Genomic DNA, 22,073 nt, shown 5'->3' with positions numbered 1-22,073 from the left:
GCGTTCCGGCTCAATGCTCGAAAGCGGTGCAGCAGAGAGGCTAGAAAGCGAATCCAGTAGTCTGAGCCGGGCCGATGCCCCGCCTGCTACGCCAACCTAATTCTGGCGCCGTTTGCCCACATGCCAAAAACCAGTGCCACGCTGCTGATAATCGATGATGACGAAGTAGTGCGCGCGAGCCTCGCGGCCTATTTGGAAGACAGTGGTTTCAGCGTCCTGCAGGCCAGCAACGGCCAACAGGGTCTTCAGGTATTCGAGCAAGACAAGCCCGACTTGGTCATCTGCGATCTGCGCATGCCGCAGATGGGTGGTCTCGAACTCATCCGTCAGGTCACCGAGCGCTCACCGCAAACGCCGATGATCGTCGTTTCGGGTGCCGGCGTGATGAACGACGCGGTCGAGGCGCTGCGCCTGGGTGCGGCGGACTACCTGATCAAGCCTCTCGAAGACCTGGCCGTGCTCGAGCATTCGGTGCGTCGCGCGCTGGACCGTGCGCGCCTGTTGCTGGAGAACCAGCGCTACCGCGAGAAGCTGGAGAAGGCCAACCGCGAGCTCGAAGCCAGCCTGAACCTGCTCCAGGAAGACCAGAACGCCGGTCGTCAGGTGCAGATGAACATGCTGCCGGAAAGCCCGTGGCGCATCGACGAGTTCCAGTTTGCCCACCAGATCATCCCGTCGTTGTACCTGTCGGGTGATTTTGTCGACTACTTCCGTGTCGACGAGCGTCGGGTGGCGTTCTACCTGGCCGACGTATCGGGGCATGGCGCCTCGTCAGCGTTCGTCACGGTGCTGCTGAAGTTCATGACCACGCGCCTGCTGTTCGAGTCCAAGCGCAACGGCACGTTGCCGGAATTCAAGCCTTCGGAAGTCCTTGGTCATATCAACCGGGGGCTGATCAGTTGTAAGCTGGGCAAACACGTCACAATGGTCGGTGGAGTCATCGACGAGGAGACCGGTTTGTTGACCTATAGCATCGGCGGCCATCTGCCGTTGCCTGTGTTGTACACGCCTGACAGTGTTCGTTACCTCGAAGGCCGCGGTTTGCCGGTGGGCCTGTTCAATGAGGCCACCTACGAAGATCACGTGCTTGAGCTGCCTCCGACGTTCAGCCTGACGCTGATGTCCGACGGCATTCTGGATCTGTTGCCAGAACCGACGCTCAAGGAAAAAGAAGCCGCTTTGCCCCAACGGGTGAAGTCGGCGGGCGGCAGCCTGGATGGTCTGCGGCAAGTGTTTGGATTGGCCACGCTAGGGGAGATGCCGGATGATATCGCCCTGTTGGTGTTGAGCAGGAACCTTCAATGAGTACCGGTAGAATCCAGTTCGCCGAGCAGGACGGCACCTTCGTCCTGAAGTTCGTCGGTGAAGTTCGCCTGACCCTGTGTTCGGCGTTGGATGCGACTATTGAGAAAATCTTCACCGCGTTGAATTTCAACGCGATCGTGATCGATTTGACCGAAACCCGCAGCATCGACAGCACCACCCTCGGCCTGCTGGCCAAACTGTCGATCCTGTCGCGGCAAAAGGTCGGCCTGCTGCCGACCGTCGTCACCACCCACGAAGACATCACCCGTCTGCTGCAGTCGATGGGCTTCGAGCAGGTGTTCAACATCGTCAACCACCCGGTGCCGTGCCCCGAGTGCCTGGATGACCTGCCGGATCAGGACCAGTCCGAAGAAGTGGTGCGGATCAAGGTGCTCGAAGCGCACAAGATCCTCATGGGCCTGAACGACTCCAATCGTGAAGCCTTTCATGATCTGGTTAACGCCCTCGAAAGACACTGATTCTTTGGGGTTGAGGTTGTCTGTTCCGGCCTCTTCGCGGGCAAGCCCGCTCCCACAGTGATTGAGTGACCCCGAGATCTTCATTCCACACCTGACCCTGTGGGAGCGGGCTTGCTCGCGAAGGCGCCAGTCCAGACGATGCATCTTTCAGCACCGCATAAAAAAAAGGGCGAACCCGTTTGGGTTCGCCCTTTTTGCATTTCAGCGATTCAGATCACAGCTTGGCCTGCAGCAGCGCCTCGAGCTTCTCCTGGTCACGGGCAAACTGACGGATGCCCTCAGCCAGTTTCTCGGTAGCCATCGCGTCTTCGTTGGACAGCCAGCGGAATTGCGCTTCGTTGAGGCTCAGGCGCGCTTCGCCGGCGTGGCCCGGGGCGAGTTTGCGCTCCAGTTTGCCGGTGTCTGCCGCGAGCTTGTCGATCAGGTCCGGGCTGATGGTCAGGCGATCGCAGCCGGCCAGTTGCTCGATCTGGCTCAGGTTGCGGAAGCTGGCACCCATGACCACGGTCTTGTAGTCATTGGCCTTGTAGTAGTTGTAGATGCGGGTGACCGACTGCACGCCCGGATCATCGGCGCCAGTGTAGTCGTTGCCGTTAGCCTTCTTGTACCAGTCGTAGATGCGGCCCACGAACGGCGAGATCAGGAACACCCCGGCGTCAGCGCAAGCGGCAGCCTGAGCGAAGGAGAACAGCAGGGTCAGGTTGGTCTGGATGCCTTCCTTCTCGAGGATCTCCGCAGCGCGAATGCCTTCCCAGGTCGAAGCGATCTTGATCAGCACGCGGTCACGGCCGATGCCGGCCTTGTCGTACAGCTCGATCAGGCGATGCGCACGCTTGAGCACGGCGTCCTGGTCGAACGACAGGCGCGCATCCACTTCGGTAGAAATGCGGCCCGGAATCACTTTGAGGATTTCCTGGCCCACGGCGACGCCGAAACGGTCGCTGGCCAGACCCACGTCGCCCTTGCAGTCGCTGACGCAGGCGTTCAGCAGCTCGGCGTAGGCGGGGATGGCGGCTGCCTTGAGCAGCAGGGAAGGGTTGGTGGTGGCATCGACCGGCTTGACCCGGGCGATCGCTTCGAAGTCGCCGGTGTCGGCAACTACGGTGGTCATCTGTTTGAGTTGTTCCAGCTTGGAAGTCATGGGTGTGCTCTGTCCTGTGGGTTTGACGACATTACCCGAGCGTTGACAGCCACTCAAGGGCATCAAGGCGCAACGGGTTCCCCGGGGGCAACAACCTGAGAACGGCTGTTTGAACGGTGGGGCGCGGTATCGATGAATACGATGCCAAAATCGGCCGCAGGTTCAAAGCAACTGACGGCCAGCGCCCCTTGAGCACATTGACGGAGGTTATTGCTGGCTCAGCTGGGTTTTGACCGCAGTTTCTGCCGGTTTCGGCTGGCCATCGGACGTCAACAGACCGAAATTCTTCTCGCGGTCATTGCTGCCGGTGTCGCTGTTTTTCCACTCGTAAATCGAGGTCAGGGCAATGTTGCGGGTTTTGATATCGGCGACGAATGCGCTGATTTTGCTGGCCTGACCCTCAATCCCGCCGTTGGAGGCGAGCGCCGAGATGCCCCATTCGCTGATCACCCCCGGCAGATGGAAGTTCTGCTGGATAAACGCCTGGGCGTTGCTGATCTGTGTGCCGCTCATGCCGTAGGGATGGTAGGAAACCGCGTTGAGGCATTTGGGGTATTCGCTGACGATTCGGTTGAGTGCCACGGTGGACGCCGAGCCGGCGGTCGGTGGCCGGGCAAAACCAAAACCGATCACCGGGACAGTCTGGGGTTTGTCTTGCAGGGTCTTGCACGCTGCGCTCATGAACGGCACGAAGGTCGTGTCGAAATTGCCGGTCGGCCAGTAGGTGCCGAGGTCCGGCTCATTCCATAGCTCGATCGCCACCAGTTGTGAGCCATAGGTCGCTGCCAGGCTGGTCAGCGCGTTGGCATACGCGATCCCCGCGTTCGCCAGATCATTGGCCGGTAACGGCTTGGTCGCGCGCAGGGTCATCAGCACCGGCAGACCAGCAGCGCGGGCCACGGCGAAGGCATTGCTGATCTGCTTCTGGTAGGCCGCGCTGGGCAGGCTGTCAGTCCATACGCCAAAACGCACGAAACTGAAGCCGGTGGCTTTGACGCGCTCGGCGTCGGCAGCGGAGAAGGTCTGGACTTTGACCTGAACCCCGATGGTTTTATTGGCGGGCAATGCCGGGAACAGTTCATTGGCCTGGCTCTGGCCGGTTGCCGCCAGCAGTAACAGGGTCAGGGCGCTCAGGGGTTTGAGATGGGCTGATTTCATGTCGGTTCTCCGGGTGAGAAGTGACAACGGCGAAAAGATATCTCGAGATAACTGTTTCGAAACTGACAATGGCACTAAGTGCGCCAATGTTATTTTTTGTCAGGAAAACCAGACCTGAAAATCACAGTTATTTTTAGTCCGTTAATTGTGTTTTGGCGGCTTTTGACCCTGTGGTACTTAATACGCTGGTACTAACAGGGCGAATCTATTTCTGAGTGCAGAATGATCTAGTGGGTTCATTAAGATCCGCTCTAGATGTTGGCGGAATGATATTACACAGGAATGTAAACCTTGTTCAAAAAGATCCTCGTCGTGTGCGTTGGCAATATTTGCCGAAGTCCGACAGCAGAACTTCTGCTGCGCAACGCGCTGACCCCCTCAACCATTTCGGTGACGTCCGCAGGTCTCTCTGCGCGGGTCGGCGAAGGCATGGAAGCCTCGGCGCGCCAGGTGCTGGAAGACCACGGGCACAGCGCCGAAGGTTTCCAGGCTCGGCAATTGACCGCCGATATCGTCAATGAATCAGACCTGATTCTGGTCATGGAAAAACAACATGTGAATCAGGTGCTGAAGATTGCCTCGCACGCCCGAGGCAAAGTATTTCTTCTCGGCAAGTGGCAGAGCGAACGAGAAATACAGGATCCGTATCGTCAAGGTAAGGCCGCTTTTATTCATGCCCATGCATTGATTGAAGATGCTGTTAGCTCGTGGGCGCAGCGCCTCGGACATTGATGAATATTCTTCAGATCAGTGAATGGTAAGAAAGACTTATGCAGTTACCGTCAGTAATCGCCAACCGTGATAACGATCAAGACAGTATTGATCTTCTCGGCATATTCGGCAGTTTGATCGACCAGAAATGGCTGATCGGTGCATTCACCGGTGCCTTCATGGCCGCCGGCGTTGCCTATGCGGTATTGGCGACGCCGGTGTACCTGGCGAACGCGCTGGTGCAGGTCGAACCGAAAAAGAACGACATGCTCGGCTTTTCCGACCTCAGCAGCATGCTCGGCGGGCAATCGCCGTCGGTGACCGAAATCGGCATCATCAAATCCCGTGCGGTGATCGGCAAAACCGTCGACGACCTGCGCCTGGATATCGACGTCACCCCCAACACCTTCCCGGTGGTCGGCGGTTTTCTCGCCCGGCGTTATCGCGGCGAAACCGAGTTCAGCGTGGCGCCGCCGCGTTTTGGCTTCAACAGCTACGCCTGGGGCGGCGAGCGTCTGGAGTTCACTCGGCTCAATCTGCCCAAAGAGTTGTTGGGCAAGAAGCTCACCCTGGTGGCTGGCGAACAACAGCACTTTCAGTTGCTCGATGACAACGACAACCTGTTGGTCGAGGGCGTCGCCGGCGAAGCCTTCGCCCAGGACGGCGTCGAGGGTTTGATCGAGCGCCTGCAAGCCAACCCGGGCACCCGCTTTGAAGTGGTGCGCAATCCACGGATCGTGACCATTCAGGGTTACCAGGATGCGCTGGATATCTCCGAGCAAGGTAAAGAGTCGGGGATTATCCGACTGGCACTGGCCAGCGCCGATGCCGCCGAGGCGGTGAAGATCCTCAACAAGATCGCTGCGCTCTACGTCGATCAGAACGTGCGCCGGACCTCGGCGGAGGCGGCGCAAAGCCTGGCCTTCCTGCAAAGCCAGTTGCCGCAGGTCAAGCGTGATCTGGCGAAGGCCAGCGACGCGCTCAACGCCTACCAGACCCACGGCAAGACCGTGAACATTTCCCTGGAAACGCAGTCGGTGCTCGGTCAGTCCGTGGCGCTGGAAACGCGGATTTCCGAGCTGAAAATGCAGCAGGCGGAAATGGATCGCAAGTTCACCAAACAGCATCCGGCGTATCGCGCCTTGATGTCGCAGATCGGTGAGTTGACCCAGCAGCAGAAGTCGCTGGAAGGCAAGGTCGGTGATCTGCCGGCCACGCAGCAGGAGCTGCTCAACCTGACCCGCGATGTGGAAGTGGCTTCGCAGATCTACACGCAGTTGCTGAACAAATCCCAGGAATTAGACATCGTCCGCGCCGGGGCGGTGGGCAATGTGCGCCTGATCGATCCGGCGGATGTTGACCTGAGCAGCCCGGTCAAACCGAAAAAAGCCCTGATCGTGCTGATCGCAACGTTCCTCGGCGCCTTTGTCGGCGTAGCCCTGGTGCTGTTGCGCAAATCGTTGAGCAAAGGTCTGGAAGGGCCGGAAGCCATCGAACAGCTCGGGCTGCCGGTGTACGCGTCGATTCCCTACAGCGCCTTGCAGCGTGATGAGGACACGAAAAAAGGCCGAGCCAAAATCACCGCCGAGACGCCGGCCTATCTGCTGGCCCTGCGCAACCCGACCGACCTGTCCATCGAGTCGATCCGCAGCCTGCGCACCTGCCTGCATTTCGCCGCGCTGGATTCGACCAACAACCGCATCATGATCTCCGGCCCCAGCCCGCAGGTCGGCAAGACCTTCGTCTCCTCCAACCTCGCCGCGGTCATGGCGCAGAGCGGTCAGCGCGTGCTGCTGATCGACGCCGACATGCGCAAGGGCCACTTGCACAAGACGCTGAATGTACCGATCGCCAATGGTCTGTCGGATCTGCTGGTCAAGCGCTGCAGCATCGAGCAGGCGATCAACACGGTGGAAATCGACAACCTGCACTTCATCAGCCGTGGTCAGGTTCCGCCGAATCCCTCCGAGCTGCTGATGCATGCCAACTTCCGCGACCTGCTCGCCGAACTGAGTCAGCGCTACGACGTGGTGATTATCGATACGCCGCCACTGCTGGCGGTGACGGACGCGGCGATTGTCGGGCGTGAAGCCGGGATCAGCCTGATCGTCACGCGGTTTGCGGTAAACCCGGCCAAGGAAATTGAAGCGACCATTCGCCGCTTCGCGCAGAACGGCATCGAGCTCAAGGGCGCGGTGTTCAACGGCGTCGAGAAGCGCGCTGCCAGCTACTACGGCAATGGCAGCTACGGCTATTACAACTACGAATACGCGTCGGACAAATCCTGAGATTCAGGGACGTTCCAACAGGCATGAAAGTGGGTGGGTTGTGAAGAAAATACTGCACGTGGCAGAAACGATAAAAGGTGGGGTCGCCACCGTTATCCGCACCATCTCGGCGTCGCCCGAAGGGCAGGATTCGAATTACGAGCTGGTCTATCTGGTGCCGCTCGACCAGAAACAAGAGCTGCACGGCATTGATGCACAGCAGATTCGCACGTTCGAACGCAGCGGGCGTGATGTGCGTTCGCTGCTGCGATTTGCCTGGCAACTGACCCGGGTGATGCTCAAGGAAAAACCCGATGTGGTGCATTTGCACAGCACCTTTTCCGGGGTGATCGGCCGCGTGGTCTGTGTGCTTCTGCGACCGTGGCGCAAGCCGAAAATCGTCTACTGCCCGCACGCCTTTTCGTTCCTGATGGAAAGCTCGCCGACCAAGCAGAAGATCTACGCATGGATCGAGCGGGTCCTGCAGCGGGTCACCGACGTGATCATCTGCGTCAGCCGCTACGAGATGGACAAAGCTGCGCGGTTCGGCATTCAGCGCTCGCGCATGAAGCTGATCTACAACGGCATCCACCAGCGAGATGAAGCGCCGAAGGCCGAGAGCCCCGCGCCGATCCATCTGCTGTTCGTCGGTCGTCTCGACTACCAGAAAGGTTTCGACGTGCTGCTCAAGGCCTTCGCCAAGGTGCAGCGCAGTGATCTGAAACTGACGGTGGTCGGCAGTGCGGTCAACGAGGACACGGTCGAGTGCCCCGAGATGGACGCGGTCGAGTACCTGCCGTGGGTCACGCCGGCCGAAGTGCAGGCGCTGTATCAACAGGCCGACGCGCTGATCGTTCCGAGCCGCTGGGAAGGTTTTGCCATGGTGCCGCTGGAAGGCATGGCCATGGGCTTGCCGGTGATCGCCAGCAACTGCACGTCACTGCCCGAACTGGTCACCCATGAAGTGTCCGGCTACGTCTTTCCCACCGGTGATCATCAGGCGCTGGCCGACGTGCTGGCGCGAATCCAGAAGCCGCGGTTGCTCGACCTCGGCAGCGAAGGCCGGAACATCGTGCGCGAGCGTTTCAGCGCCGCGCTGATGATCCGCCAGACCTACGACGTGTATTGCGCTCCCACTTATTAAGTAGAACTCAGCTTATGAACGTAACGATTTTGCATGGCTACAGTGCGTCCAACTCCGGTGACGGCCTGCTCGTCGATCTGGCCATCGCGTTGGTGCAGCGCAACTTTGGCGAAGACACCGCGATCAATGTCGTGGCGTCCGACCCGCAGTCTTTCGCCTACCTGCCGCACCCGCGTTTCGATGCGCCGGTGATGGCGGCCAAGGGCCTGGGGCGGGTCAAGCAGGCGGTGTTCCTCAATCAGTCGTATGCCGGACTGGCGGATCTGTTGCGCAAGACCGATCTGATCGTCGGCGTCGGTGGCGGCTACATGCGCTCGAAAAGTGCCTTCGAACACATCAAGCTCAAACTCGGCCACGCCAAGCAACTGGAAACGGCGATCCTCAGCAAGGTGCCGTCGGTGTACCTGCCGCAAAGCATCGGCCCGTTCCATGGCGAGAGCCGCCAGATCGTCGAGCACTACGCCAGTGCCGATGCGGTGTTCGTGCGCGATAACCGCTCCTCGGCAATGTTCGATGCCTGTGAAAACGTCTACCGCGCGCCAGATCTGGCAGTGCAGTCACTGGCCAGCAAGATCCTTCAGCAACCGAAGTTCACCCGCTGTGCCGCATCGCCGGCCACCGTGTGCGTGGTGCTGCGCAAGCCGCCGGAGTGGAGCAAGGACAAGAAGGTCGCCTACGTCGCCAACCTGAAGTTGCTGCTACAGCGTCTGAAGAACAAAAGCAAAGTGGTCTGCGCGGTGCAGAGCGCCGTTCGCGGCAACGATGACGGTGCGTTCTATCGCGAGTTGGGCATCACCGAGGACCTGCTGTCGTTGAAGGCGACGATTGCCAAATATCAGCCGGACCTGGTGATCTCGGTGCGTCTGCACGGCGCCATCGAGTCGCTGCTGTCCGGTGTCCCGGCGTACCACATCAGCTATGAGCGCAAAGGCTTTGGCGCCTATCAGGACATGGGCGTGGAAGACTGGGTGATCAACGGTGGCGACATCAATGTCGACCAGATCATCGACACCGTGTATGCGCCGAACGCGCTGTCGAATTTCGGCAAGCGCCTGACCGATACCTGCCGCGAAATCGAAGCCAAGACGGTGATGATGGACGAGATCATCAAAGGCGTCGTTCGATGATATTTCGCTTGCTGCTGCGCGGCGGAGCCTTGGGCGCGAAGTTTCTGCTGGTGTTGGCCATCACCCATTACCTGGGCTACGAAGCGCTGGGGTTTTATGGCGTGGTGGTCGCGGCGTCGCTGATCGCTTCGAAGTTCTACAGCGTTGGTTTCAGTTCCGAGATCAATCGGTTGATCAGCGTTGGCGGCAGCTCGCGGCGGGTGGTCGACAAAGTCCTGTTGCTGTACCTGGCGGTGGGGCTGCTGCTGTCGCTGGTCACGGTGGGGATTTACTCGCTGTTTCAGCAGGTCGAGGCGAGCACCGCGCTGATCCTCTGCGTGACGCTGGTGCTGCTCACCGAACACCTGTCATTCGAGATCAACTCGTTCGTGTTTTCTGCGCAGAAAGCCACCGCGGGCGCGCTGCTGTTCTTCATCAAGACCGGTCTCTGGGCGCTGCTGGCCGTGGGCGGGATGATGCTCGACTGGGTCTCCGGCATCGCCAGTGTGCTGTGGCTGTGGGTGGCCGCCAACGTGCTAGTGATCGTCGCCGGTTACCTGATCGTGGTGAATGTGCACAAGGGTCGGGTCAGCGAAGCACTGACTACCGCGACCGTGTGGAAGGCCGGGTTGCCGTTCTACTTCGGTACGGGGTTGATCGCGCTGAGTCAGTACGCCGAGCGCTTTCTGATTGCCGATCTCGAACCCTACGCCAGCCTCGGTAAATACGTGTACGCGTGGTCGGCGGCGAACACTTTGCAGGCGCTGTCTTACGCGGTAGTGGCGGTGGTCGGCATTCCGGTGCTGGCCAAGCGGTTTCAGGCGGATCAGCAGTCATTTACGGTCAAGCAATTGTTCGTCAACAAATGGGTGATGCGCTCGTTAGTGGTGTCGGCGGCGGTGGCGGTGCTGATCTATCTGTTCTTCAACGTGGTGCTCGATTACGTCGCCACCAGCGTGCCGCGTCCGGATAACGCGATCCTCGGTGTGCTGATCTTTTCCTTTGCCCTGCGGGCCATTGGCGACATCGTCTGGGGCGGTCTGATTGCCTCGAAAAACAGTCGGGTGTCATTCGCCAGCGCGGCGATCTGTCTGCTGGTGTCGGTGCCGGTCAGCTACCTGCTGATCAAGCACTATTCGATTTATGGCGCGGCGTGGGGCAATGTCTTCGCGATTATCGTGCAGCTCGGGGTGATCGCCGTGTTGACTCGGGCGACCCGTGCCAAAGGGGCGCTGGCATGGGGTTGAAGTTGCCGTGTATCGAGTTTCGCGGCCGCAAACTCGATTCTTCGCTGTCGTTCCTGATTCTGTTCACCGGGTTGTTTCTGTCGGTGGCGATGCCGCTTCTGATCCCGCGCGCTCCGGGCCCCGATGCGATGACCTTGTGGTCGTCCTACGCCCGCGCCGACAACTGCAATTTCTGGAACCCGTTCTCACCGGATCGTTCCTCCTACGAGTGTTCGGCATTCCTGCTGCGGCCCACCGGGATCAACCTGACCAACGCCTGGGCCTACGGAATGTTCTGCAACTTCTTCCTCACAGCGATTCCGGTGGTGGTGTTCCGGCGCATGCCGCTGGCGATCTTCGGCACCCTGTGTCTGTGGGGGATTGTGCGTTCGTTCTTTCTGGAAAACCTGACCAAGGAAATCATCGTTTCGGTGGCGGTGCTGAGCATTTTGTTCAGCTCGCTGACACGCAAATACCGCGGCGGATTTTTTCTGTCGGCGGTGATCTACGGCGTGCTGATCCGGCCTTACTGGATTCTGTTTTCGCTGTCGTGGGTTGGCGTCTGCGTGATGAAAAAGTACGTGTCGCGCTTCACCTTCTTCCTGATGCTGTTCCTGTTTTACCTGGCGGTGGCCATGGCGATCCAGCTGGCGCTGGGCTTTCCGGTGTCATCGATTCGCGCCAGCAACAACGAGTTGCGCACGGCGGGGGAGGAGGGCTCGAAATCGCTGATCGTCTCGTGGCTCAGCGGCAGTGACTTCGTCTCGCAGGCGCTGGACTCGATGATCATCTTCTTCCGGCTGTCGTTCCCGGTGGAGCTGATTCTGTTGTCCGGGCCGGGCCAGGTGATCTTTGTGGCGCTGATGATCATGACTGCGCTGCTGCTGTTCAAAGTCATCACCTCCACCGACTACAAAGGCGCGCCGATCGAAACCAAACCCAAGGAGCTGATCGCGATTCCGCTCGCGTTTTTGCTGGTGCAGGGTTTGTTCGAGCCGGACTTCGGCTCCTTCGCCCGGCACTTTTCCATGGTGGTGCCGGTGCTGTTTGTCGGTCTGGGCCTGATGTTGCGCGCGAACAAACCGGTGCGGGTTGAATCACGAGTTCTGAATTGAGGCAGGTGCTGTATGTCGAGCAAGAAAAAATCGCTGGAGATCGAAACCCTGCGTGGCCTGGCGTGCCTGCTGCTGGTGCTCTATCACGTCATTGGCCCGTTGGGCGGAGGCCTGAAGATCGATCTCGGCTCGCCGTTTCGGGTGATCGCCGACTCGATGGTGTACGTGCGAATGCCACTGTTCACCTTCATTTCCGGCTACATCTATTCGATCTACAAAATTCGCGGCAATGACTTTTCCGCGTTCTTCAGTGGCAAGGTGCGACGGCTGATCGTACCGCTGTTTTGCGTCGGTGTGCCGTTCTCGGTGTTGCAGGCGGTAGGGCCGGGGGTGAACAAGGACGTCGGCGTGATCGATGCGCTGTTGTCGTTCTGGGTGCCGGTCAATCACTTCTGGTTCCTGCAGGCGGTGTTCATCATTTTCATGTTCGTCGGTCTGCTGGAATGGCGCGGGATGCTGCGCTCGATGACGCGTTTGTATCTGCTGTCCGCCTTCGCTGCGGCGGTGTTTCTGTTGCCACCGTTCAAGCTCGATGCGTTCGGCATCAATGGTGCGATTTACCTGCTGCCGTTTTTTGTGGCGGGGATGATCGGTCAGGAAAATGTCGAGACGTTGAAGCAACGGTTCAAGGTGATCGGGCCGCTGGTGTTTGTGCTGATCTCGCTGACGCTGCTGTACGTGGCGGCGATTGATCGTGAGTTGATCGTCGACCGCCGCAGTCTGATCGGTCTGACCGTGGGCTGCGTGTCCTGCATCGCCTTGCTGTCGAGTGACATGCGCTCGAAGTGGCTGACCTGGCTGGGCGGCTACTCTTACGCGATCTTTCTGTTCCATGTGTTGTTCGCGGCGACTTCGCGGTTTGTCATGGGACGGCTGGGGGTGAAAGACGAAAGCATTATGGTGCTCAGCGGACTGCTGTCGGGTCTGTTGGGGCCGGTGCTGCTGTCGATGATTTTCAGTCGCTTCAATGTCACCTCGGTGCTGTTTTTGGGCGAGCGTGCGGCGAAGAAAAAACCGCTGGCGAGCATTGCTCCGGTGGTGCCGGCCAATAGCTGAAAAGCTTCGCGAGCAAGGATCTCTGGAACTCACACCATCCCTGTGGGAGCTGGCTTGCCAGCGATGGGGACCGATCAGATGAAGCTTATTCGCCTGACCCACCGCCATCGCTGGCAAGCCAGCTCCCACAGGATTTAGGTGTACAAGGATTTAGTGGATGACCTCAACCTCTGCTCGCGAACGGGCCATTCCAGACTGAAGGAAATAATGCATGTTGGCAGTAAATGACGCTCAGCCCGTCGCGGCGTCGGTGGTGGAAGTGGGCGATGCCCGCGAGCGCTTTGCGCAGTGGCGCGAAGGCAAGGCCGGGAAGGTCTTGTCGGTCTCGGTGATCGGCGACAGCTACAGCGCCGGGCAGGATTTCTACCTGACCAAACTGGTGCAGCGCGTGGCCGGCGAAGTGGGTTTTGCCGGCCCCGGTTACGTCGGTTTCAACCACGGCGCCGCGCTGGGCGGCACGCATTTCAAATACACCCGCAGCAGCGAAAAATACTTCGGTGGTGGCTGGCAAGTATCCGGCCTCGGCCAAGCCAGCCCCGACAGCCGCACGGTGACCGGCAAGCCCGGTGCCTGGCTGCAAATCGATGCCAGCCCGACACCGGCCATCGACACCCAAGTCACCCAGGCGAAATTGCTCTATCTGGGCAACGGCGAAGCCAGTGAGCTGCGCTACCGTTGGACACCCTCGGAAGACTGGCAGCCGTTGACGCTCAAGGGTTCAGGCGTGCAGGAAGTACCGCTCGCAGGTCTCTCTTCAGCGGCAGACTGGTCGTTCAAACTGGAAGTGGTGAAGGGCGCACCGACCTTGTTTGGCTTGTGGATGAGCAACGAACAGAACGGCGTGCGTGTTTCGAAACTGGCGGCCTCGGGCGCGGCCTCGGCGGACTTCTATCACCGCGACCCGCAATGGCAGGTGCAGTGGAAAGCCGCCGTGTCGAAGATCCCCGCCGACGTTTATCTGATCATGCTCGGCGGTAACGACCAAGGCTTCGGCGTCAAACCTGCGGAGTATCTGCAGAACGTTCAGGGCCTGGTAACGATGATCCGCGAGATCCAACCGGCGGCGAGCATCAACCTGATCATGCGTCAGGACACCACACGTTCCAGCGCCTATCCGATGTCGGCGTATGCGCAGGTACTGCAGCCGTGGGCGCATGAGCAGCAGTTGGGCTTTGCCAATCTGCAATGCGCGTTCGGCCCTGACGTCAAACGCTATGCGGCGGCGATGATCGGCCCGGACAAGATTCATCCGCAGCCGGCCACGGGCGGGAAGGTGATTGCCGATTACTTCTATCGCTGGATCGTCAGTGGCATCAACGCGGACAGTTGCGACTTGTAGGAGCTGCGGCACGCTGCGATCTTTTGATCTTGCTCTTGAAAACAAAATCAAAAGATCGCAGCGTGCCGCAGCTCCTACAGGGGGCGTGTTTTATTTGAAGTTATCTATCTGGCTCAGGAGCTCAGCCGTTTTCTGCGGCATCAGTTGCGTGGCACACCGCGTCTCGACGTTGATGATGATCGCCGGCTCGTTGCAGCACAGGCGTACGCGGAAGCGCCAGTCGCTGAAGATCACCTTCAGGCCATCACGATCGTCCATTTCCAGCGCCTGCTCGGCATACCGTTGTTTCAGATGGGCGAGCAGGGGATAGGGATCCGCCAGCGTGCGGCGAATGTCGCCGGACGCGGGAAACATGCCGATGCGTTCCACCAGCAAAATACTGCCCAGCCACGACTCGTTGGCGCTGGCCAACGGCTGATGGTGTGACAGCCAGCTCACCGTGCCGAGGTTGCCCACCTCCCGTTCAATCTCTGCTGCATGCTGTGCCATGTTCATGGGTTGCCTCCTGAAAAGAGAAGTGGGCGGGGACCGTCTCAGCGGCCCTTGAGGTAGACGTTGTCGTAGCAGAAGTTGGTCGCCTGCAAATAACCCTCGGCGTCGCCGCAGTCGAAGCGCAGGCCCTTGAACTTGTAGGCCAGCACGCAACCGTTCTGCGCCTGTTTCATCAGCGCGTCGGTGATCTGGATTTCGCCGCCCTTGCCCGGTTGGGTGTCGGCGATCAGGTCGAAGATGTCCGGCGTCAGGATGTAGCGGCCGATGATCGCCAGGTTCGACGGAGCATCCTGCGGTGCCGGTTTTTCCACCATGTTATTGACCCGGTAGATGCCGTCGGAAATCAGTTCGCCGGCGATCACCCCGTACTTGTGGGTCTGGTCGGCCGGGACTTCCTGGATGGCGACGATCGAGCAGCGGAATTTCTTGTACAGCTGGATCATCTGCGACAGCACGCCGTCACCTTCCAGGTTCAGGCACAGGTCATCGGCCAGCACCACGGCGAAAGGTTCATCGCCGATCAACGGGCGGCCGCTGAGAATCGCGTGACCGAGGCCCTTCATTTCCACCTGACGGGTGTAGGAGAAGGTGCAGGTGTCGATCAGCTCGCGGGTGCCGGCGAGGAACTTCTCTTTCTCGGTGCCGCGGATCTGGTGTTCGAGTTCGTAGCTGATGTCGAAGTGGTCTTCCAGCGCACGCTTGCCCCGACCGGTGACGATGGCCATGTGTTGCAGGCCGGCGTCCCGTGCTTCTTCAACGGCGTATTCGATCAACGGCTTGTTGACGATCGGCAGCATCTCTTTCGGCATGGCTTTGGTTGCCGGCAAGAAACGCGTGCCGTAACCGGCAGCGGGGAACAAACATTTACGAATCATAAAAGTATCCTGGACAGTCATGGAACACAGGCAATGGGTGCGCGCACTTATCAAAGCGCACAAGTTTCAATGATTATTGAACGAGTACTTTAATACCTGAGTCAGGTTGTTAATGGCAATTAGCGCAGGGGGTAAAACATGACAATGTTATGAGATGTCGGTTAAGGCATTATTAGTTATTTTTAGTCGGTATCTGTTGATAGTGATGAGTGTACTTGGGGTGCTAATAAGTACCGGGCAATACAGTTTGACCTGCAAAAATATTTATTGCCAGTGGTTGAACTAATTTTGTTTAAGGCTGTTGTCGTCCTTATTTGTGTGGTGCGCCACAGATTCAATGAAAGGGACTTGACAGGCTACTTGTCACTTATCCAATGACGGACCGCGCTATGAAGATTCTGGTAACGGGTGGCGCCGGCTATATCGGCTCGCACACCACACTTGCGCTGCTTGAAGCAGGTTATGAAGTTGTTGTACTGGATAATCTTTGCAACAGCAGCGATGCGGCACTGCACGCGATAGAAGGTATCTGCGGCAAAAGTGCGCTGATGATTCGCGGCGATGTCTGCGACCGGGCGTTGCTGGACCGGATTTTCCGCGAGCATGCGATCGACGCGGTGCTGCATTTTGCCGGGCTCAAAGCCGTCGGCGAGAGCGTGCGCAAGCCGCTGGATTACTACGAAAACAACGTCGGTGGCAGCATCACGCTGTGTCAGGCGATGGCGGCGGCCGGGGTGTTCCGGTTGGTGTTCAGTTCGTCGGCCACGGTGTACGGCGAGCCTGAGCAGATGCCGATCCGAGAAGATTTCCCCACCGGCATTCCGACCAACCCTTACGGTCAATCCAAGCTGATCGTCGAGAACGTGCTGCGCGACCTGAGTCAGGCCGAGCCGCGCTGGAGCATCGCCTTGCTGCGTTACTTCAACCCGATCGGCGCGCATCACAGCGGGCATATGGGCGAAGACCCCAGCGGCATCCCCAACAACCTGCTGCCTTACATCAGCCAGGTCGCGGTCGGCAGCCTGCAGGAACTGTCGATTTTCGGCGACGATTACCCGACGATCGATGGCACCGGAGTGCGCGATTACATCCACGTCGTCGACCTCGCCGATGGCCATCTCAAAGCCTTGCAATCGATTGCCGACCGTCCGGGCATTCATACCTGGAACCTTGGCACCGGCGACGGCTACAGCGTGATGCAAGTGCTGCATGCCTTCGAACAAGCCAGTGGACGTCCGGTGCCGTACCGGGTGATGCCACGGCGCAGCGGGGACATTGCCGAGAGCTGGGCCGACGCCTCGAAAGCGCAAAAAGAACTCGGCTGGAAAGCCACGCGCAGTCTGCAGGACATGGTCACCGATACCTGGCGCTGGCAATCGAATCATCCGCGCGGTTATCTCGAATGATGTCGTTCTAATACTGAATGTTAGTTTCGGTCAGCTGTTAGATATCGTCGGGAAAATACGCTGGAAATGCCTTTTGCAAGTCCGTAGATATAAACCTGCCGTTCGACTTTTATCAGTTGGGTAAGACTGTGAAAGAACGACGGATCTTGTTCGCGCTTTTCGCGGACTTGAACGCTACCACCGCTAACAAAGACCGGTTTTTAACAGGTCGAATGTTAGAAAGGAGTTGATATGAAAAAAGTGATGGCGATTGCCCTGTTGACGATGTTGAGCAACTGGGCGTCCGCTGCTGAAGCGCCGCTAACTGCGGTGACCAATGTATCTGGCAGTGTTGCGGCTTCTACAGCGCCTGCTGCCAGTACTGCAATGGTTGCCAGTGCAGTCGCGGCGTCCAACAGCGGCGGAAGTGCCAACGGCGGTACCACTGGCACCACCGGTACTACCGGCACCACCGGCACGCACAACTAACAGGAACATTTGTTAGTGCAGTACAGGGTCGCCCGACGCAAGTCGGGTGACTTTATTTTTAGATTCGCCCTTGAATAGCGTAGTGCCATTATGACTCGTAGTTTTTCTCTTTTGCTGTTGGCAAGTATCGCTTTGCAAGGTTGCATGTTTTCCCCCGGCCAATACCTGAGCACCGGCGACATCACGCGCCAGGGCGCCAGCGAAAGCAGTCGGGTCGAGCTGATCCCGATCACGCCCAAGCTGATCTCGATGACCCGTGCCACGCAGAAGCGTGAAACGGTACCGTCGGAACTGTTGGCCACGCCTGCGGAATACCGCATCGGCAGCAACGATGTGCTGTACATCACGGTCTGGGATCACCCGGAGCTGACCGCGCCATCGGGGGCACAACAGCAGATCGACGCCAACGGTCGACTGGTGCGCTCCGATGGCACGCTGTACTACCCGTTCATCAAGGAAGTGCAGGCGGCCGGCAAGACTATTCAACAGCTGCGCTCGGACATCGAAACCCGGCTGTCGGCGTTCATCGCCGAGCCGCAGGTGGATGTCGCGGTGCTGCGTTTCGCCAGTCAGAAAGTGGTGGTCTCGGGCGCCGTGGCCAAGGCCGGTCCGCAGCCGATTTCCACCAACCCGTTGAGCGTGGTCGAAGCCCTCGGCACTGCCGGCATCGACACCAACAACGCCGACCTGTCGGGCCTGTTGCTGACCCGCAATGGCCGGGTGTATCCGCTCAATCTCGACTCGCTCAACCAGCAGGATTCCGAGTTGCAGCACGTCTTCCTCAAGGGCGGCGATCAGCTGTACCTGCCGTACAACGACAACAAGCGCATCTACGTCATGGGCGAAGTCAATCAGCCCCGTGCGCTGAGTTTCAAGACCGCGACGATGAACCTCTCCGACGTGCTCGGTTCGGTCGGCGGTCTGAGCCAGACCACCTCCAATGGCAACGCGGTGTACGTGATTCGCGGGGTGGAAAACCTCGATGTCGAGCCAGCGAAGATCTATCAACTGGAAGCCCAGTCGCCGACCGCCATGGCACTCGCTTCGCACTTTGAAGTGCGTCCGCAGGACGTGGTGTACGTCGGCCCGGCCAACGTCACGCGCTGGAACCGCTTCATCAGCCAACTGGTGCCGTCGGCATCGATTGTCGGGACCGGGGCTTCCGCTGCGAAGAACTGGAGCGAATTCAGTAACAACAGCAAATAAGGCCGACCGTGAAAACCTTGAAAGTTGGCGTCTGCCTGATGGCGGCCTTGATGTTGTGTGGCTGTAACCCGCTGATGACCGCCTCGGTGCGCAACCTCAAGTCGGCGGTGATCGGCCCGGACGAGCTGGACGTGAGCGCGGCCCAGGTGGCCGAGGTCAAGTATCCGCAAGTCAAACTGACCACGCCGTCTGGCTCCGGGGTGCTGGCGCTGGTGCGCGAGCGTGAAGACCTGCAGTTCTGGGTCGCCTCCGGTAAACAGGTGTTGCTGCTGCGTGATGGCCTCGCCGTGCGCACCATCGGCCTCGGCGTCGAGGGCGACCTGGACGGCACGCGGCTGGCCGACAACGCACCGTTCAAACGCGGCCTGCATCAAGTCGTCGATGGTTTCACCAGTCAGCGCTGGATCGACCTGTACAAAGGCCAGGAAGTCGGCTTGATCGTCAACAGCCGGTTCTCTCGCCGATCCACGCAAACTCTGCAAATTCTCGACAAGGAATACACCGTGCTGCGTGTCGACGAACGTATCGACGTCCCGGCGATCGGGCTGCGCGCGACCAATCATTACTGGGTCGATCCGCTGGACGGTTTCATCCTGCAGAGCGAGCAGCAACTGACCGCGCAAATGCGTGTGCGCATCGTGCAACTGACCCCTGATCGCAGGCATCTGCCATGAAGCGCTTACGGATGGTATCGGCGGGTTTGCTGTTGCTCAGCGGCATCAGTCAGGCAGCGGTCACGGTCAGTGGTGATGTGGCCAATCCGGGGCCGGTGGAATTACCGCCGGGCGGGCGCTTGCTCGACGTGATCAGCGTGGCGGTGCCGAATGCCGAGGGTTACTGGCTGGCCGGCGTGTTGCTGCGTCAGTCGTTGCTGGAAGAACAGGCCCGACTCAAGGCCGGGGTGTTGTTCGATCTCGATGTGTTGCAGCGCATGGCCTCGTTGTTTGACCGCCCGAGTCGCGCGGCGCTGGCGCTGCGCCTGGCCGAGCATGTGCGGCAGATGCCGGTCACCGGGCGTCAGGTGGCGGACCTCGATCCGGTCGCGGTGGAAGTCGGTTTCGCGCGCAACATTCGTCTCGACGATGGCGATCGGCTGATCTACCCGAAACGGGTCGACGAGGTGCAAGTGCTGGGCGCGGTTGCCGAGACCTGCCACCTGCCTTATCAGCCTCTGCTGGAGGCGCGCGAGTACCTGGAAAGCTGTACGCCGCTGGACGATGCCGAGGCCGATTACCTGTGGCTGATCCAGCCCAATGGTGCGGTGCGGCGCGTGGGTATCGCGCACTGGAATCGCGAGAGCGGGCAGTTCCCCGTGGCCGGCAGCAAGATTCTGGTGCCGGTGAAAAACGATGATCTGGATCCGCCTGTTCCTGAACTGAATCAGCAGTTGGCCGAATTGATTGCCACGCAGCTGGCTGAGGTGGTTCGTTGAAGTTACGTTTTGCAGCTGTGTTGTTATTGCCGTGCGGTCTGGTGCATGCCGAGCCGCGTATTACCCAAAATGATTTCGGCGGCACCGGTCTGTTGCAGACCCCGACCGCGCGCATGGCCCCGGCCGGAGAGCTGAGCGTCAACGCCAACCGCACCGAGCCTTACAGCCGCTACAGCGTGTCGTTGCAGCCACTGGACTGGCTCGAAGGTTCGTTCCGTTACACCGCGATCACCAACCGGCCGTACGGCTCTGAGGCGCTGAGTGGCAGCCAGAGCTACAAGGACAAGGCGGTCGACGCCAAAGTCCGGCTGTGGCAGGAAAGCCATTGGGCGCCGGAAGTCGCGCTGGGCTTCCGAGACATCGGTGGTACGGGCTTGTTCTCCAGTGAGTTTTTCGTCGCTAACAAGCGCTTCGACAATTTCGATTTCAGCGCCGGTATTGCCTGGGGTTATCTCGGTAATCGTGGTGATCTCGACAACCCGCTGGGTTACGTCAGTGATCGCTTCGACACCCGGCCGGCCCTTGAGGGTACCGGTGACGTCAACTCCGGCTCGTACTTTCGCGGTAGGCCGTCGTTCTTCGGTGGTGTGAGCTATCAGACGCCGTGGGATCGACTCAGCCTGAAGCTCGAATACGAAGGCAACGACTACAAGCACGAGCCGAAGGACAACGTGATCAAGCAAGACTCGCCGATCAACTTCGGCGCGGTGTTCAAGGTGGCCGATTCGGTGGACGTCAGCGCGGCATGGGAGCGGGGCAACACGGCGATGTTCGGCATCACCTTCCACACCAATTTCGTCAGCCGCAAGGCGCCGGCCAAGACCTACGATCCGACGCCGGAGCCGCTGCCGGCGAAGATGCCGACCACGCCGATGGAACAGGTCAACTGGGCCGACGTGTCGCAACGCTTGCAGCAGAATGCCGGGTACAAGGTCGAGCGCATCAGTCAGCGTGATTCCGAGCTGATCGTCTACGGCGAGCAGCAGCGTTACTTCCATTCGTCGAAGGCCGTTGGCCGCGCGAGCCGGATTCTCGATAACAGCGTGAACGACGACATCAACTGGTTCACCGTGGTCAACAAGCGCTACGACCTGCCGCTGGAAGAGACCAGCGTGCCGCGCCAGACCTTCCGCGAAGTGATCAACAACGAGGAGCCGCTGGAGTCGTTGCACCGCACCACCGAGATCAACCCGGCGATGCCGCACAACGAGAAAACCCTCTACAGCGAAGCGCCGCAGCACTTCAATTATGGCGTTGGGCTGGGCTTCAAGCAGAACGTTGGCGGGCCTGATGGTTTGCTCTATCAGTTCAGTGCCGACGCGGATGCCGAGTACCGCTTCAACCGCAACACCTGGTGGAACGGTCTGCTCAGTGCCAACCTGGTGAACAACTTCGACAAGTTCACCTACGATGCACCAAGCGGCCTGCCGCGGGTGCGTACCGATTTGCGTCAATATCTGACCACCTCGGAAGTGACCATGCCGTTGTTCCAGGTCAGCCATGCCGAGCAGTTGGACAAGGACCTGTATGGCATGGTCTACGGCGGCTATCTGGAATCGATGTTTGCCGGTGTCGGCGGTGAGGTGCTGTTCCGGCCGACCGGTGAGCGCTGGTCGGTGGGAGCGGATCTGAACTATGTGCGCCAGCGCGAGTTCGACCAGGGTTTCGGCCTGCGCGACTACTCGGTCTGGACCGGGCACATCACCGGTTATACCGATTTGCCGTACGACACACTGGCTGCGGTCAGCGTCGGTCGCTACCTGGCCGGCGACTGGGGCGGCACGCTGGACATCTCCCGCGAGTTCTTCAATGGGGTGCGCTTCGGTGCCTGGGCGACGATCACCACGGCTGGCAGTGCCGAGTACGGGGAGGGTAGTTTCGACAAGGGCATCTACCTGTCGATCCCGTTCGACGAAATGATGAGCATGTCGACCATGCGCCGCGCCAACCTGGTCTGGGCCCCCCTGACCCGTGACGGCGGCGCCAGGCTCAATCGCAGCTTCCAGCTGCACTCGATGACCGATAGTCGCGAGGGTGACATGTTCTACCGCAACTTCTCGAAGATTACCGAGTAAACCCCGGGCCTTCTCGGGACCTGTGGGAGCGGGCTTGCCCGCGAAGGCGTCGGCACATTCAACATCTCTGCT

The 22,073-nt window shown here is 59.5% G+C and carries 20 protein-coding genes; 16 read left to right on the top strand and 4 right to left on the bottom strand.

The window, feature by feature from the left end; genetic code table 11:
* The first annotated feature begins 120 nt into the window (after positions 1 to 120).
* Positions 121 to 1,305 (top strand): two-component system response regulator RssB, encoded by a 1,185-nt coding sequence (gene rssB / locus AC3WMV_RS09560; RefSeq protein ID WP_041074010.1) that lies wholly within the window; start codon positions 121 to 123, stop codon positions 1,303 to 1,305.
* Positions 1,302 to 1,784 carry an anti-sigma factor antagonist RssC gene (gene rssC / locus AC3WMV_RS09555; RefSeq protein ID WP_003226553.1) on the top strand — a complete coding sequence of 161 codons (483 nt, stop codon included), beginning with the start codon at positions 1,302 to 1,304 and terminating at the stop codon, positions 1,782 to 1,784. Before rssB ends, rssC begins: the two co-directional genes overlap by 4 nt.
* A 214-nt stretch (positions 1,785 to 1,998) precedes the next feature.
* On the opposite strand, the gene tal is transcribed toward rssC, so the two are convergent.
* Both tal and AC3WMV_RS09545 read right to left on the bottom strand, forming a co-directional pair.
* Positions 1,999 to 2,925, bottom strand: a complete 927-nt coding sequence (tal, locus tag AC3WMV_RS09550; protein ID WP_027611470.1) for a transaldolase — start codon at positions 2,923 to 2,925, stop codon at positions 1,999 to 2,001.
* A 207-nt stretch (positions 2,926 to 3,132) separates the two neighbouring features.
* Positions 3,133 to 4,083 carry a glycosyl hydrolase family 5 gene (locus AC3WMV_RS09545; RefSeq protein ID WP_097088576.1) on the bottom strand — a complete coding sequence of 317 codons (951 nt, stop codon included), beginning with the start codon at positions 4,081 to 4,083 and terminating at the stop codon, positions 3,133 to 3,135.
* Between the two features lie 291 nt (positions 4,084 to 4,374).
* Here AC3WMV_RS09545 and AC3WMV_RS09540 point away from each other — a divergent pair, with 291 nt between their 5' ends.
* From AC3WMV_RS09540 to AC3WMV_RS09505, 8 genes are all read left to right on the top strand, one after another.
* Positions 4,375 to 4,815 carry a low molecular weight protein-tyrosine-phosphatase gene (locus AC3WMV_RS09540; protein WP_027611472.1) on the top strand — a complete coding sequence of 147 codons (441 nt, stop codon included), beginning with the start codon at positions 4,375 to 4,377 and terminating at the stop codon, positions 4,813 to 4,815.
* A 38-nt stretch (positions 4,816 to 4,853) separates the two neighbouring features.
* Positions 4,854 to 7,082: a polysaccharide biosynthesis tyrosine autokinase gene (locus AC3WMV_RS09535; protein WP_103368824.1), complete on the top strand. Its 2,229-nt coding sequence runs from the start codon at positions 4,854 to 4,856 to the stop codon at positions 7,080 to 7,082.
* A gap of 40 nt (positions 7,083 to 7,122) precedes the next feature.
* Positions 7,123 to 8,205 carry a glycosyltransferase gene (locus tag AC3WMV_RS09530; RefSeq protein ID WP_027611474.1) on the top strand — a complete coding sequence of 361 codons (1,083 nt, stop codon included), beginning with the start codon at positions 7,123 to 7,125 and terminating at the stop codon, positions 8,203 to 8,205.
* 14 nt (positions 8,206 to 8,219) lie between these two features.
* The gene (locus tag AC3WMV_RS09525; protein ID WP_096797763.1) at positions 8,220 to 9,332 is read left to right on the top strand and encodes a polysaccharide pyruvyl transferase family protein; all 1,113 of its coding nucleotides are present in this window, start codon (positions 8,220 to 8,222) and stop codon (positions 9,330 to 9,332) included.
* On the top strand, positions 9,329 to 10,558 hold the full coding sequence (locus AC3WMV_RS09520; RefSeq protein ID WP_103368823.1) for an MATE family efflux transporter: 1,230 nt from the start codon (positions 9,329 to 9,331) through the stop codon (positions 10,556 to 10,558). The genes AC3WMV_RS09525 and AC3WMV_RS09520 overlap by 4 nt, the downstream gene beginning before the upstream one ends.
* Entirely contained in the window at positions 10,549 to 11,652 is a 1,104-nt protein-coding gene (locus tag AC3WMV_RS09515) for a hypothetical protein (protein ID WP_003226536.1), read from the top strand. Before AC3WMV_RS09520 ends, AC3WMV_RS09515 begins: the two co-directional genes overlap by 10 nt.
* 12 nt (positions 11,653 to 11,664) lie before the next feature.
* Positions 11,665 to 12,708: an acyltransferase family protein gene (locus AC3WMV_RS09510; protein ID WP_103368822.1), complete on the top strand. Its 1,044-nt coding sequence runs from the start codon at positions 11,665 to 11,667 to the stop codon at positions 12,706 to 12,708.
* Between the two features lie 211 nt (positions 12,709 to 12,919).
* Positions 12,920 to 14,047: an SGNH/GDSL hydrolase family protein gene (locus tag AC3WMV_RS09505; RefSeq protein WP_103368821.1), complete on the top strand. Its 1,128-nt coding sequence runs from the start codon at positions 12,920 to 12,922 to the stop codon at positions 14,045 to 14,047.
* Positions 14,048 to 14,137: 90 nt separating this feature from the next.
* Here AC3WMV_RS09505 and AC3WMV_RS09500 read toward each other — a convergent pair whose 3' ends face one another.
* Both AC3WMV_RS09500 and galU read right to left on the bottom strand, forming a co-directional pair.
* Complete coding sequence (locus AC3WMV_RS09500) at positions 14,138 to 14,542, bottom strand: phosphohexomutase domain-containing protein (RefSeq protein WP_103368820.1); 405 nt, start codon at positions 14,540 to 14,542, stop codon at positions 14,138 to 14,140.
* 38 nt (positions 14,543 to 14,580) lie between these two features.
* Positions 14,581 to 15,414, bottom strand: coding sequence for a UTP--glucose-1-phosphate uridylyltransferase GalU (galU, locus tag AC3WMV_RS09495; protein WP_047600100.1), 834 nt, complete (start codon positions 15,412 to 15,414; stop codon positions 14,581 to 14,583).
* Positions 15,415 to 15,803: 389 nt separating this feature from the next.
* On the opposite strand from galU, the gene galE reads away from it, so the two are divergent.
* The 6 genes from galE to AC3WMV_RS09465 all read left to right on the top strand — a co-directional run bounded on the left by galE (position 15,804) and on the right by AC3WMV_RS09465 (position 22,001).
* Positions 15,804 to 16,820: a UDP-glucose 4-epimerase GalE gene (gene galE, locus AC3WMV_RS09490; protein WP_103368819.1), complete on the top strand. Its 1,017-nt coding sequence runs from the start codon at positions 15,804 to 15,806 to the stop codon at positions 16,818 to 16,820.
* A 231-nt stretch (positions 16,821 to 17,051) separates the two neighbouring features.
* The gene (locus tag AC3WMV_RS09485) at positions 17,052 to 17,288 is read left to right on the top strand and encodes a hypothetical protein (protein WP_003226528.1); all 237 of its coding nucleotides are present in this window, start codon (positions 17,052 to 17,054) and stop codon (positions 17,286 to 17,288) included.
* Positions 17,289 to 17,378: 90 nt separating this feature from the next.
* Entirely contained in the window at positions 17,379 to 18,494 is a 1,116-nt protein-coding gene (locus AC3WMV_RS09480; protein ID WP_177416201.1) for a polysaccharide biosynthesis/export family protein, read from the top strand.
* 8 nt (positions 18,495 to 18,502) lie between these two features.
* Positions 18,503 to 19,168 carry a YjbF family lipoprotein gene (locus tag AC3WMV_RS09475; protein WP_096797781.1) on the top strand — a complete coding sequence of 222 codons (666 nt, stop codon included), beginning with the start codon at positions 18,503 to 18,505 and terminating at the stop codon, positions 19,166 to 19,168.
* Positions 19,165 to 19,926 (top strand): capsule biosynthesis GfcC family protein, encoded by a 762-nt coding sequence (locus AC3WMV_RS09470; protein WP_096797782.1) that lies wholly within the window; start codon positions 19,165 to 19,167, stop codon positions 19,924 to 19,926. The genes AC3WMV_RS09475 and AC3WMV_RS09470 overlap by 4 nt, the downstream gene beginning before the upstream one ends.
* The gene (locus tag AC3WMV_RS09465; protein WP_027611486.1) at positions 19,923 to 22,001 is read left to right on the top strand and encodes a YjbH domain-containing protein; all 2,079 of its coding nucleotides are present in this window, start codon (positions 19,923 to 19,925) and stop codon (positions 21,999 to 22,001) included. The genes AC3WMV_RS09470 and AC3WMV_RS09465 overlap by 4 nt, the downstream gene beginning before the upstream one ends.
* Positions 22,002 to 22,073: the final 72 nt, after the last annotated feature.

It is taken from the genome of Pseudomonas sp. FW305-3-2-15-E-TSA4 (assembly GCF_058787295.1).
The sequence above is the reverse complement of the archived record's forward strand: the minus strand, read 5'-3'. Positions and strand labels throughout refer to the sequence as shown.

Bases quoted from the DNA above. Each gene is read 5' to 3' on its own strand.
- tal (WP_027611470.1), bottom strand. From the start codon at position 2,925: ATGACTTCCAAGCTGGAACAACTCAAACAGATGACCACCGTAGTTGCC.
- AC3WMV_RS09470 (WP_096797782.1), top strand. From the start codon at position 19,165: ATGAAGCGCTTACGGATGGTATCGGCGGGTTTGCTGTTGCTCAGCGGC.
- AC3WMV_RS09525 (WP_096797763.1), top strand. From the start codon at position 8,220: ATGAACGTAACGATTTTGCATGGCTACAGTGCGTCCAACTCCGGTGAC.
- galU (WP_047600100.1), bottom strand. From the start codon at position 15,414: ATGATTCGTAAATGTTTGTTCCCCGCTGCCGGTTACGGCACGCGTTTC.
- AC3WMV_RS09500 (WP_103368820.1), bottom strand. From the start codon at position 14,542: ATGAACATGGCACAGCATGCAGCAGAGATTGAACGGGAGGTGGGCAAC.
- AC3WMV_RS09515 (WP_003226536.1), top strand. From the start codon at position 10,549: ATGGGGTTGAAGTTGCCGTGTATCGAGTTTCGCGGCCGCAAACTCGAT.
- AC3WMV_RS09520 (WP_103368823.1), top strand. From the start codon at position 9,329: ATGATATTTCGCTTGCTGCTGCGCGGCGGAGCCTTGGGCGCGAAGTTT.
- rssB (WP_041074010.1), top strand. From the start codon at position 121: ATGCCAAAAACCAGTGCCACGCTGCTGATAATCGATGATGACGAAGTA.
- AC3WMV_RS09480 (WP_177416201.1), top strand. From the start codon at position 17,379: ATGACTCGTAGTTTTTCTCTTTTGCTGTTGGCAAGTATCGCTTTGCAA.
- AC3WMV_RS09510 (WP_103368822.1), top strand. From the start codon at position 11,665: ATGTCGAGCAAGAAAAAATCGCTGGAGATCGAAACCCTGCGTGGCCTG.
- AC3WMV_RS09545 (WP_097088576.1), bottom strand. From the start codon at position 4,083: ATGAAATCAGCCCATCTCAAACCCCTGAGCGCCCTGACCCTGTTACTG.
- rssC (WP_003226553.1), top strand. From the start codon at position 1,302: ATGAGTACCGGTAGAATCCAGTTCGCCGAGCAGGACGGCACCTTCGTC.
- AC3WMV_RS09485 (WP_003226528.1), top strand. From the start codon at position 17,052: ATGAAAAAAGTGATGGCGATTGCCCTGTTGACGATGTTGAGCAACTGG.
- AC3WMV_RS09505 (WP_103368821.1), top strand. From the start codon at position 12,920: ATGTTGGCAGTAAATGACGCTCAGCCCGTCGCGGCGTCGGTGGTGGAA.
- AC3WMV_RS09535 (WP_103368824.1), top strand. From the start codon at position 4,854: ATGCAGTTACCGTCAGTAATCGCCAACCGTGATAACGATCAAGACAGT.
- galE (WP_103368819.1), top strand. From the start codon at position 15,804: ATGAAGATTCTGGTAACGGGTGGCGCCGGCTATATCGGCTCGCACACC.